13 protein-coding genes are annotated in these 12535 nt (G+C 37.2%); 4 read left to right on the forward strand and 9 right to left on the reverse strand.

The window, feature by feature from the left end:
* Positions 1 to 97: 97 nt before the first annotated feature.
* From HMPREF3031_RS08335 to HMPREF3031_RS08345, 3 genes are all read right to left on the reverse strand, one after another.
* Entirely contained in the window at positions 98 to 1000 is a 903-nt protein-coding gene (locus tag HMPREF3031_RS08335) for an EamA family transporter (protein ID WP_002479716.1), read from the reverse strand.
* Between the two features lie 199 nt (positions 1001 to 1199).
* On the reverse strand, positions 1200 to 1556 hold the full coding sequence (locus tag HMPREF3031_RS08340) for a DUF3139 domain-containing protein (RefSeq protein WP_002479717.1): 357 nt from the start codon (positions 1554 to 1556) through the stop codon (positions 1200 to 1202).
* A 125-nt stretch (positions 1557 to 1681) separates the two neighbouring features.
* A complete protein-coding gene (locus HMPREF3031_RS08345) occupies positions 1682 to 2308 on the reverse strand; it encodes a nitroreductase family protein (RefSeq protein WP_002479718.1) in 627 nt (208 codons plus the stop codon).
* Positions 2309 to 2476: 168 nt separating this feature from the next.
* Between HMPREF3031_RS08345 and HMPREF3031_RS08350 the strand changes: the two genes are divergently transcribed.
* Both HMPREF3031_RS08350 and HMPREF3031_RS08355 read left to right on the forward strand, forming a co-directional pair.
* Positions 2477 to 2914: a MarR family winged helix-turn-helix transcriptional regulator gene (locus HMPREF3031_RS08350; RefSeq protein WP_002479719.1), complete on the forward strand. Its 438-nt coding sequence runs from the start codon at positions 2477 to 2479 to the stop codon at positions 2912 to 2914.
* A 150-nt stretch (positions 2915 to 3064) separates the two neighbouring features.
* Positions 3065 to 3469, forward strand: coding sequence for an Hsp20/alpha crystallin family protein (locus HMPREF3031_RS08355; RefSeq protein ID WP_002479720.1), 405 nt, complete (start codon positions 3065 to 3067; stop codon positions 3467 to 3469).
* A 123-nt stretch (positions 3470 to 3592) separates the two neighbouring features.
* Here HMPREF3031_RS08355 and HMPREF3031_RS08360 read toward each other — a convergent pair whose 3' ends face one another.
* Complete coding sequence (locus HMPREF3031_RS08360) at positions 3593 to 4870, reverse strand: hydroxymethylglutaryl-CoA reductase, degradative (RefSeq protein ID WP_002479721.1); 1278 nt, start codon at positions 4868 to 4870, stop codon at positions 3593 to 3595.
* Between the two features lie 5 nt (positions 4871 to 4875).
* On the reverse strand, positions 4876 to 6027 hold the full coding sequence (locus tag HMPREF3031_RS08365) for a thiolase family protein (protein ID WP_070724816.1): 1152 nt from the start codon (positions 6025 to 6027) through the stop codon (positions 4876 to 4878).
* A gap of 111 nt (positions 6028 to 6138) precedes the next feature.
* On the opposite strand from HMPREF3031_RS08365, the gene HMPREF3031_RS08370 reads away from it, so the two are divergent.
* Positions 6139 to 7308 (forward strand): hydroxymethylglutaryl-CoA synthase, encoded by a 1170-nt coding sequence (locus HMPREF3031_RS08370; protein WP_002479723.1) that lies wholly within the window; start codon positions 6139 to 6141, stop codon positions 7306 to 7308.
* Positions 7309 to 7533: 225 nt separating this feature from the next.
* A complete protein-coding gene (locus tag HMPREF3031_RS08375) occupies positions 7534 to 8733 on the forward strand; it encodes an FtsW/RodA/SpoVE family cell cycle protein (protein ID WP_002479724.1) in 1200 nt (399 codons plus the stop codon).
* A gap of 136 nt (positions 8734 to 8869) precedes the next feature.
* Here the strand turns inward: HMPREF3031_RS08375 and HMPREF3031_RS08380 are convergent, their stop codons facing one another.
* From HMPREF3031_RS08380 to nreA, 4 genes are all read right to left on the reverse strand, one after another.
* Positions 8870 to 10036 (reverse strand): nitrate/nitrite transporter, encoded by a 1167-nt coding sequence (locus HMPREF3031_RS08380; RefSeq protein WP_002479725.1) that lies wholly within the window; start codon positions 10034 to 10036, stop codon positions 8870 to 8872.
* Positions 10037 to 10367: 331 nt separating this feature from the next.
* Complete coding sequence (nreC, locus tag HMPREF3031_RS08385; protein ID WP_031262458.1) at positions 10368 to 11021, reverse strand: nitrate respiration regulation response regulator NreC; 654 nt, start codon at positions 11019 to 11021, stop codon at positions 10368 to 10370.
* Between the two features lie 11 nt (positions 11022 to 11032).
* Entirely contained in the window at positions 11033 to 12082 is a 1050-nt protein-coding gene (nreB, locus tag HMPREF3031_RS08390; RefSeq protein WP_002479727.1) for a nitrate respiration regulation sensor histidine kinase NreB, read from the reverse strand.
* Entirely contained in the window at positions 12069 to 12524 is a 456-nt protein-coding gene (nreA, locus tag HMPREF3031_RS08395) for a nitrate respiration regulation accessory nitrate sensor NreA (protein ID WP_002479728.1), read from the reverse strand. The genes nreB and nreA overlap by 14 nt, the downstream gene beginning before the upstream one ends.
* Positions 12525 to 12535: the final 11 nt, after the last annotated feature.

Raw genomic sequence — 12535 nt, forward strand, 5'->3', positions numbered from 1 at the left:
TTCAAGATGATTTTACACTAAATGTTTAAAATTATATTAAATAACAGTGTAAAATAACATATTTTGAAGCAATTATCTTTCTATCCTAATTATACCGCTAGTCTTTGACGACTGCTAAGAAGATTACCATTAATACGATTAATGCGACACCCATAACTTGCCAAGCACCGAATGATACGCCTAGCCATACAACCGATAATAAAATCGCTGTTAACGGTTCGATCGTACCAAGTACACTGGCTTCTTGCGGGAATAAGAATTTCAAACTGGAAATAAATAGCCAGAATGCAAACATCGTACCAATAATCACTGAAATGAATAAATACACAATGACTTTTACATCCCAATTTGATGTATCAACTTTCCAAATCGGATGTAAGAAGTTTAAGAATATACCTGCGATTAACATCGCCCAACCTACAACATTGACCGTTCCCCACTTAGCAAGCAATTGTACGGGGAAGATGGTATAGAATGCCATCGCAAAAGCTGACATTACACCCCAAATAATTGCTGGCATCGGAACAGATAATGTTGCAAGCGAACCATTCGTTAATAGGAAAAATGTACCACTCAGTGCCAATGTGACTGCGATACCTTCTTTCCATCTGAAACGGATGACTTTAGCTGCAACTAAATACAAGATAATAATGACAGGACCTAAATATTGGAGCAACGTCGCTACTGCTGCGTTACCATAATGAATGGTCGCCATAAAGCAGTATTGCACACCTAACATACCAATGAGTGAGTAAATAAATAATTTGAGCGTATCTTTTTTATCTGCCCAAATGGTGATTGTCTTCTTACCTTCTAAAAAGAATGACATTATAACTAAAAGTAATCCAGATACTAATAAACGAACACCCACGAACCACGTGACCGGTAATTGTTTATTTTCAAACAACCATTGTGATACTGTACCGCCGACGCCCCAGAAGATAGAGCCAATAATCACGAGTACAAAGCCCGGCCAACGTTTTTGATTTCTGTGTGTCATGCCGTCCCTCCTATCATGTTTTTTCTCTATGCTGATACTAAAGGTGTTATATCCATTTTTGATGATAATAATCAATTTTTGATAAGTTGTGATAGAGTTTTCATACTCACACAACTATCCTTGTAACGCAAATAAGACACTAAACACTATTCATCGTGTTTAATGTCTTAATCACATTTATTCTAACATACTTAATCGGTTATTTAAGCTTATAATTGTCATCAAAGAAATTATGTTTAGCTTTTTTGATATGCTTTCTTGTTTGCGTATCAAATGCTTGTGCAAATAATCCCTTTGAAGTCCCCATCGGTTGAATCACATACGTTAATTGCGGTTCATCTTTAAAGACAACCTCTTTATAATAAACGCCGTCTTTCGCATTGAATTTTTTCTTTTCTGATTTGATATCATCTTGTAATTGATGTTCAGCAATATACTGATCCACCAATTTTAAATTTTGCTTACCTTGATAGGTTTTCAAACCAAAGAAGAATACTGTTGCAATAATTAAGGAACCGATAATAATTAAAATCAAATGAAAAACTTTTTTACTCATAGCCAGACTCCTTTAGCCTTTAAACTTCATCCATATAAAAATATATTATCTATATAATTATGAATGAAGTTTCCCTTACTTGTCACACGTTTAATTATATTGTAACAAATTTGTCGATGATTACATTAGAAATAACGTCTGAAAGCATCTACATCTAAACGATACGTATGATGTGCTGCTTGATCTGCCTTACCTACAGCAACCACCATTACTGGAACATAGCGTTCAGGATCTAAACCTAAAATAGAAGCAATATTTTCTCTATCGAAACCGCCGATTGGATTAGTATCATAGCCATGCGCTTTAGCGACAAGCATGAACTGCATCGCAAACAAGCTGCAGTCGATATTTACGATAGATGTCATTTGCGGCAAGCTTAACCCTTTATAAAATGGTAGAAACTTAGATAATAAGTCATCTTTAGTTTCTTGAGGCATATAGCCTTTATCAACGTTACCTTGATAGATTTGTTCACCATACTCGTAGTTGCGTAAATCACCGAAAATAACAACCATCGCTGCAGATGTATCATTTTGTCTTGTATTGAATTGCATAGCAGGATGGATTTTCTCTTTACCTTCTTCACTATCTACTACAACAACTCGCCATGGCTGCATATTAATTGAAGAAGGTGCTAGTGCTGCTTTCCCTAACATTTCATCCATTTCTTCATGTGAAATCTTCACATTTGGGTCATAAACCTTTACTGATTTACGTGCTCTCAGCACATCATCAAACCATTGTTTTTCCATTATATTTTTTGCTCCTTTATCTATTATGTTTATTTTTCGAACAAAACGGAATCTATTTGAATATTTTCATACTACAAAGTTTAAACATAGTAAATTATAGGCACGAAATTTATTCTTGACAAGTGATTGCGTTCATAATATCGTTATTTTAAATAAGGAGTGATTTAATTGCATGAACCTAACAACTTTTTAGATAAACAATTATGTTTTTTATTCTATGTGTCGTCTAAAGAGATAATTAAGCGTTATACCCCGCATCTTAAGAAATATGGGCTGACATATACTGGCTATATTGTTCTACTCGCTATAGAAGACGATGAATCTATCAATATCAAATCTTTAGGGGAAAGATTATATTTAGATTCCGGAACATTAACACCAATGATTAAAAAGTTAGAAAAACAAGGGCTTGTTAAACGTCTTAGACAGCCATCAGACGAAAGAAATCTCCTTGTCTCTTTAACTGAAGAAGGTGTTAACACTCGCCACGAAATCTCACATATTGCGATGGAAGTTTTCAATGATTTAGACATTTCAATGGAAGATGCGAAAACAATTAAATCTATCCTTTCGAAATTTATCGTTAATAACTTTTCTGAAGCCTAACACTACAATCCTCTGATTATCTATCAGCTCCTGGACGTGATATAATTAAAGTCAGAACTCGCTGAATACTCAGTAAGATTGCCTTACAAGAATTCGGGTATGAATGACTAACGCGAGCTTTAATTAAACAATGAAAAGGAGCGATTTTATATGCCTTTCGAAAGTAAACCCACTGACATTTTCAAAGAATTCGGACGCCAATTTATAGATCAAATCCCAACAGTAAATGCTGTAAAAACAGATATTAAAGAAAAAGATAACCAATATATTGTTGAAGCAGATTTACCAGGATTTGATAAAAAGAATATCAACCTTTCTTATAATGAAGGTACACTGAAAATCAGCGCAAAACGCTCAATTGAAAGTCGTACTGAAAATGAAGAAGGTCGCGTAATCCAAAGAGAACGTAGCACTGACAGTGTCAGCCGTGAATTCTCTTTCAGTAATATCGACAGCGACAAGATTTCAGCATCTTACAAAGATGGTGTCTTAACTGTTGTATTGCCTAAGAAAGATGAACAAGACTTAGCAGGTTCTAATATCACAATCGACTAATAATTATTTTTCGCAGCATTCCTTTAAGGGATGCTGTTTTTTTACGTCAAAAAAGCGAGTCCTCTTTAAGAACCCGCTTCTCTCATCAAAATGACATCTCATATTGATTTATAACATTTATTTTTAGTTACTACGTAATTCAGCTAACACTTTTTCCGCTTCAGCCATATTCGCAGTGTCTGCTTGTTTTAAAGCATCGGCTACCTGTTCAATTTCTGCACCTTTCGCACCTGCGACAATCGCCAATGATTTATACTGCAGACTCATATGACCTTCTTGAATACCTTCAGATACTAAAGCACGACACGCTGAGAAGTTTTGAGCCAAGCCGACTGCTGCCACAACTTCACCTAATTCTTGTGCAGAATCCACATGCAAGATTTCTTGTGCTAAACGTGCAATCGGAACCACTTTTGTACCGCCACCGACAGTTGCGAGTGTCATCGGAATTTCAATCGTTCCTCTTAAACGACCTTTATCTTCTAAGTACTCCCATTTTGTCATACTGCGATATTGTCCTTCTTTACATGCATATGCGTGTGCACTGGCTTCAGCACTGCGTGTGTCATTGCCTGTTGCTAATACTACTGCATGAATACCATTCATAACACCTTTATTATGTGTCACTGCACGGTATGGATCGACATAAGCTAAAACTGAAGCAGCTTCCAAACGTTTCGCAACTGTTTCACCGCTCATCTCACCACGTGCTAAAGCTGAAACATCAATTTCTCCTGAGACGCACACAAGTGACGCTGTAGCGTGATTAGACAAAATACTCATTAGGACATTGATTTCTGGCCATTCGCCTTTCAGGAAGCCAGAAATGCCTTCTAAGATGGTATTCATCATATTAGCGCCCATCGCATCTTTTGTATCAACATAAACTTTTAAAGAAACTAGTTTTTCTTTTTCAAACGTATCGACATCAATTTTACGATAACCGCCGCCACGTTTTAAAATCGATGGATAACTTGCATCTGCGACTTGATGAATTTGTGATTCTTTCTCAATTAATTGTTCAGCTAATTGTGCTGGATCTTCTACTTCCATAAAGACAATTTGTCCAATCATCAAACGTTCACTCGATTCAACTTTGAATCCGCCAGTTTGATTGACTAACTTCGAACCATAACTTGCGGCAGCTACGACTGATGGTTCTTCTACCATCATCGGCACCGCATAATGTTTACCGTCTACAATAATGTCTGGTAATAATCCGACAGGCAATGCACCTTGTGTAATCACATTTTCAATCAGACTATCAGCCACTTCTTCAGAAAGCAGCGGTATATCTAACAATTCTTGATGACTTTCTTGTGAAATCCAACCATTGTCTTCTAAACGCTGTAATTTATCTTGACGTGATAAGTGTCTGAAATCTTTCCCCAATGCTTTCATGTTGCTTACTCTCCTTTTTCAACTTCTAATGCGATACCTAAACCGCCGCCGATACATGCTGTTGCAATACCGTTGTGTTTGTTTTCTTGATGCAGTTCATGAACTAATGATGTCACTAAACGTGCCCCTGAAGCACCGATTGGATGACCGATTGCGACTGCGCCGCCGTAGATGTTCAATTTCTCATCTGGAATATTCAAATTCTCTTTAACCGCAATACTTTGAACTGAAAATGCTTCTGTCATTTCTACTAAATCAATATCATCAATTGTTTGATTTGTTTTCTCTAATAATTTAGATACAGCATAGTAAGGTGCGATACCCATAATTTCAGGATCACAACCGACTTCTGCGTAATCACCTAAAATCCCCATAATTTCATAGCCGTTTTCACGTGCATAGTCTGCATCCATTAAGATTAAGGCTGATGCACCGTCATTAATACTTGAAGCATTTCCTGCTGTTACTGTACCGTCTTCTTTGAAGATAGTATCTAAAGTCGCAAGTTTCTCTACATTACTGTTACCGCGGATACCTTCGTCCATTGTCATTTCTTCGCCATCTGCATCTGTTAATGGAATCATTTCTGCTTGGTATTTACCAGCTTGAGATGCTTCGTACGCTTTTTGATGTGAATTGACCGCAAACGCATCTTGTTGTTCACGTGTCACTTCATATTTATCCGCAATACGTTCAGCCGTAATCCCCATCGGTACATTTTCAAACGCATCTGTCAAACCGTCATGCATAAAGCTTGGTACAGGTTTTTCTTGTCCAGGTAATACCAGTTTCGGTGCATTTGTCATACTTTCAACACCGCCAACTGCGACAACTTTTGCTTCCCCTAATTGAATCAGTTGTTTACCTAAGATTACAGCTTTTAAACCAGAACCGCATACTTCGTTGATAGTCATTCCAGGAGTTGATGTCGGCAATCCGGCATTCACCAAGATTTGACGTGCTGGATTCTGACCGTTGCCTGCTTGCAATACGTTACCCAAAATTACATTCTCGATTTTATCTTTCGGCAGATTGATAGCATCAATTGCTGCTTCTAAAGCGATGGTGCCAAGTTGTACTGCAGAATAATCTCTTAATTTCCCTCTGAATTTTCCTACTGGTGTACGTTTTGCACTAACAATTGCGATTTTGCTCATAATTTAGTCTCCTTTTTTATCACTAGCTACTAATTTAAAATTGTATTTTTGTACCCTCTTTTGATATGATTTAAAGTGATTTAACATATCAAGAAAGGATGTTGGTTATTTATGACAATTGGTATCGACCAACTTAATTTTTATATTCCGAACTTTTACGTAGATATGGCTGATTTAGCCGAAGCACGCAATGTAGATCCAAACAAGTTTCTGATTGGTATCGGTCAGACTGAAATGGCTGTAAGCCCAGTCAGTCAAGACATTGTAACAATGGGTGCGAACGCTGCTCAACCTATCTTGACAGAACAAGACAAGAAAGATATTACGATGGTTATTGTCGCAACTGAATCAGCAATTGATTCAGCGAAAGCGTCTGCTGTACAGATTCATCATCTACTAGGAATTCAACCTTTTGCACGCTGTTTCGAAATGAAAGAAGCATGCTATGCAGCGACTCCTGCGATTCAAATGGCAAAAGATTATTTAGTACCACGTCCTAATGAAAAAGTATTAGTTATCGCAAGTGATACTGCGCGTTACGGACTTAACAGTGGCGGTGAACCGACACAAGGTGCTGGTGCAGTCGCTATGGTAATCAGTCATAACCCGCGTATTGCTGAGTTGCATGATGATTCAGTTGCATTTACAGAAGACGTTTACGATTTCTGGAGACCATCTGGTGAAATTTATCCGCTTGTTGACGGTAAATTATCTAAAGATGCTTATATCCATTCTTTCCAAGAAAGTTGGAACGAGTACGCGAAACGTTATCATAAATCATTGTCTGACTTTGCTGCGTTATGCTTCCATGTACCATTCACAAAGATGGGTCAAAAAGCACTTGATTCTATTTTAACAGATACAGCCTCAGAAGATACACAAGCAAGATTAAATGACAGTTACAAATCTGCTACGGATTATAACCGCTATGTCGGAAATATCTATACAGGTTCACTTTATTTAAGCTTGATTTCTTTACTTGAAAACCATGATTTAAATAGCGGAGACCGTATCGGTCTATTCAGCTATGGTTCTGGTTCAGTAGGTGAATTCTTCACAGCTACACTTGCAGACGGCTTCAAAGACGCACTTGATGTTGAAGCACATCAAGCAATGTTGAAAAACCGAAAAGCATTATCTGTTGAAGAGTACGAATCATTCTTCAAACGCTTCGACAACCTTGAATTTGATGCTGAAACTGAGTTAGCAGTTGAACCAAAAGGCAACTTCTACCTTAAAGAAATCTCAGACAACATTCGTTACTATGATACCGTAAAATAATAGATAAAGCTTGTGTGAAGCAATGCTTGATTTGGAAGTCTTGAAGTCATTTCAAGGCTTCTTTTTTATTTGTACATACTCTATTTTTTTATTTGTGTTTCATTCAATTTTCTTTTACCTATAAAAGGTGGATAGTTGTAAACAAAATCTATATAATAGATATTTAATGCATTATATTTCACATCGCGTTTAAGGAAAAACAGACAATCGTAGAGGTGACTAGAATTGAAGAAATTTCTCAGAGCGTTGCGTAACGCAACTAAAGGTGTGGATCTGAGTTTGATCATAACCTTTATCCTGCTTGGTTTTATTGGGATTGTCATGGTTTATAGTGCTAGTATGGTACCCGCTTCAAAAGGTTCTTTAACAGGCGGCTACCCTGTCGCAAGCAACCATTTCATGAAACGCCAAGCTATTTATTTCGTGATTGGACTTATCATAATCTTTTTCTCTCTTTTTGTCAGAATCGATTTCTTTAAATCTCCAAATGTTCAATTGGTCATGTTGTTAGTTACCTTTGGACTTTTAGCTTTAACCTTATTAATAGGTAAAGAAATCAACGGTTCCAAAAACTGGCTGAACTTAGGATTTTTCAGTCTCCAATCTTCCGAGTTTTTAAAACTCGCTTCTATATTTTATTTCTCATACATCATTGATCGACGATTAAGCAGACAGCGTGACTATCAAATTAATCATTTAATTCCACCGTTACTCTTATTAGGCTTTGGTCTGGTCCTTGTACTCTTACAAGGTGACTTAGGTGGAACCATGTTAACCGTCGTCATTATAGGATGCATTTTACTTTATTCTGATATCAAGAATAAAATTAAAGTACAAATCTTCGGCATCGCACTCTTGCCTGTAGCAATGTATCTGATTTATACATTGCTCTTTGATACGAAGAACATTTACAGAATCAAACGTATTGCTGTTTTCTTAAACCCCTTCAAATATGAAAATAATGAAGGGTATCAGCTGACAAGTGCTTTAATTTCAATCGGTAATGGCGGTTTATTCGGTAAAGGACTCGGCAATGGAGTTTCAAAACTTGGGTACCTGCCAGAGCCGCATACAGACTTTATTTTCACTGTCTTGTCTGAAGAGTTAGGCTTAATCGGGGTACTGATTGTATTAGGACTCTATGGACTCATTGTGGTGAAAAGTTTAATCTATGCTAACCGTACTTCAAATCACTTCTACAAGCTGATATGTATCGGTATCGGCAGTTATATCTTTATCCAAGCCTTCGTTAATATCGGCGGTGTTTCAGGTACCATTCCTTTAACAGGTGTAACCTTACCGTTGCTCAGCTATGGCGGTTCATCGATGTTAAGTGTCAGTATTGCATTTGCGGCATTGATTATAACGACACGTAAAATTAATCGTGAACGTACCGCGCACGCTAAACTTCAAGCAATTAAATAACATTCAAAGCAGGACAAATGTAAGTCTATCACCTTTCTCTTGTCCTGCTTTTTAATATGACTAAGGACCACTAACATTCATCTATTAGTGGTCCTTACGTCTTCAATATTTACATGTTCATTCATCCATACCGTTCTTATTTAGCTGCAAGCGAACGGTTTCTCTTGCCTAAATGCCACATTGTGATAAACGCAATCACTCCGAATAATGCTAAGAAGATGAAAGCTAAGTGGCTTGTTCCTGTTAAGCTTGTCACATACGTAATCACTAATGGTGGGAAGAATCCTCCAAGACCACCCATCATTGATACGATACCGTTTGCGACACCTGCTTCTTTGTGGAAGTAATGCGGTACTAATTTGAATACTAAACCGTTACCGATACCTGCACATGCACTGATTGTTAAGCATCCGATTGTAAATAATAAGATACCATCAGAAATACCTAATAAGACAGCACCGATAATCATAATAATAAAGTCGACTTTTAATGCCATCACCGCATCAATTTTGTCCCCGATGATACCACCAAGCGGTCTAAGTAATGTCGCAATTGCGATAAAGACCCCTGCTCTGATTCCTGCGTCTACTGAAGTCAAATTGAAATGATCAACTAAGTATTTAGGTAAGAAGATACCAAATGCTACGAAAGAACCGAACGTAATGAAATACCATAAGCTTAAGTAATATAAACGTAAGTCTTTTAATAAGTCTTTCGCTTGTGCTACAAATGGAACCTTAACTTTAGGTTCTTTAGCATCTCCTAAGAAGAACATTATGATTGCGAATACTGCCATTAAGATTAAGTATAATCTCACTGTTGATTGCCAACCGATAACACCTGCTAATGGTGGTGCTAAGAATGAAGATACGGCTGTCCCTAAGTTACCCATACCGTAAATACCATTCGCTAAACCAACTTTTTCTTTAGGGAAATATTTAGGTAATGACGTTACCCCAACTGAGAAAGTCGCACCTGCTACCCCTAAGAAGAAGCCTGCAATCATTAACATGTTAACTGATGTTGCTGAACTTAATAAAAAGATAGGTACTAATAGAATAATAAAACTTGCGAAGAAGACCCATTTTGCGCCAATAACGTTTGTTAAATAACCGAATGGGATACGAAGAATAGATCCTAAAATAACTGGTATTGCGAGTACAATTGAAACTTGTCCGCTCGTAATTTTAATGTCTTCTGAAATCAGCGGCATCAATGGTGCAATGATACTCCATACCATGAAGCCGGCAACCAAACTCAACGTTTGGATGGTTAACTGTAAACCGCCTCTAGATTTGTTCATTTTTTTCACCCTAACATTACATTTTCATATCATATTTAATAAGAGCAGCAGTATCCTCCTGATGTGTTTTTTGAGTCGAAGTTATTTTATTCATCAGTTAAGGATACTGCTTACACTTAATAGTGTATTATTTAGGTGAATTATTGAACATAAGGGCATTCCCTTAAAACATTCGGCTTTTCCCTAATCCCTCTATTTTAGTTAAAATCAGCATGTTAAAGGCTTTTTTCATCACAATTTTTTCACATATTAGTCACATACTATTCAAATTGTTCGACTTTAAATTAAAAAAGAACTCATCTATTTTGATGAGTTCAATGTCATTCCTATTTTAAAAATCAAGCAATTTTTTCTTTAAGGCATACTCCACTAATTCTGGTTTAGATTTTAATTCTAACTTCTGCATAATATGTGTTTTATGTGCTTCTACAGTTTTCACTGAAATAAATAATTTTTCTGCGATGTCTTTATTTCCATAACCTTTGGCAATTAAAGGCAATACTTCTAACTCGCGTTTAGATAAAATACGAAACGGATCATTCGTATTTTTGCCATCTTGATCAGAATTATTCACAAATTCATTGACCAATGATGTCGTCATTTTAGGGTCAATATAAGTGTCGCCGCGATAAACCGTACGCACAGCTGAAATTAATTGTTCATCTGGTGCGTTCTTTAAAATATAGCCTTTCGCGCCATTTCTTAAGACATGGAACAGATATTCATCATCATCATACATCGTTAAAATAAGTATTTTTGTTTCAGGAAAACTTTCCATAATTTTACTTGTCGCAATCAAACCTGACTCCCCTGGCGGCATGCTTAAATCCATAATTAACACGTCAGGGCGATGCTGCATCACTTTTTGGTATGCTTCAACACCCTCAGCAGCAGTATCTACGACTTCCATATCCTCTTGGAAATTCAAGATCATAGAGAAGCCCGTTCTCACCACTGCGTGATCATCTGCAATAACAATTCTCAACATCAAGTCTCCTATCGTTTATCAGTTATTGGAACTTCTAACGTCACTATTGTACCACGTCCCACTTGTGAATCAATATTAACCGAACCATTGACTAATTCAGCACGTTCATTCATGCCGAATAATCCTAGGCCGGTTCCTTTGGCTTTATCACCTATATTGAATCCTGTACCGTGATCGCTCACTTCAGCGATAATGGACGCTTCTCCTAAGTGTAAGGAAACGTAAACTGTGTCTACTTGTGCATATTTCAGCGCATTGAATAATGCTTCTTGTACCACACGATAAACTACCGTTTCGATTTCGCTGTCAAAACGTTGTGCCGAAAAATCAGTATGATACGCAATATGCACACCATAGTTCTTTTCGAACTGTTTAAAGTAAGAGCGGAAAGCAGCGTCTAGTCCTAAGTCATCTAATGAAGATGGGCGCAGCTCTACAGATAAATTACGGACATCATCGATTAAACGTGACATAATGCCTTCAATACGCTTAGAATTATCAACCATTTCATCTTTATCTTGTTGATACTTTAATAAACGTAATTCAACGTCTACATTAATCAATTCTTGGACAATACCATCATGTAATTCTCTGGAAATCCGCTTACGTTCATTTTCTTGTGCTGAAATTGTTTTTTGCATCATCAAACGCTGATAACGTTTATCTTGTCGTTCAATCTGAGGAGAAACATTGTGTAGTGTAAATGCATAGATTTCATTGGCTGTATCGATGATTTCGTATGAAGCAGTGTATGGTTCAATTTTATTGTCTCGTGTGCGCATAAAGACTTGGAAGCTGCCTTTGCCGATTTCTAACGCTTCTAAGAAACAGTTTTCACATGACATAATATCAAACTCATTTGAATAACCTTCGCATCTTCTGCAAATCGCATTCGTCATTTGACTATAGTCATTTTCTTCAGAAAAGACCTCTTCCGCCGCTTCATTCAACGCGATCACTTGACCTTCCTTATTTAAAAACACCATTTTTTCATTGGTATTTAAATAATACTTGGTCAATAATTCTTGTAATTTTTCACGGTTATCAATTGATTTCATCTCTAAAACTCCCTAACCTGTGATTAATGCGAATCTCTTCACTGCCTTCAGGCAATGGACGCCCATTACGTTGACCTAGCAACAATGCGCCATACACACGATTATCATGCCATAAAGGAATGGCAACCATTGCTGTCAGTGATTCACTTAAAACAATCGGATAACTGAGCTTGTCGTTTGGACTCAGCACAGTATTGACATCATCGATAATCATTCTAGAGCCAGTTCGGATAACAAGACCAGCCAACCCCTTGCCAGGGCGCAAGACAATCAGCTGATAGCGGTTATTGAGATTGCCTGACGCATGTCTCCATTTGATGACTGCACTATGTGAGTCATCTTCAGGCAAAGCAATCGCCGCAAAATCAAACTGTTCTTCTTCTCTGATTTCTTCCAAAGCAGCTTGATAGTTAAAGTAACCCGTCGCAACTACACTATTCAAATTGTCTCCTC

It is taken from the genome of Staphylococcus sp. HMSC072B07, assembly GCF_001815505.1.
Classification (GTDB): Bacteria; Bacillota; Bacilli; order Staphylococcales; family Staphylococcaceae; genus Staphylococcus; species Staphylococcus simulans.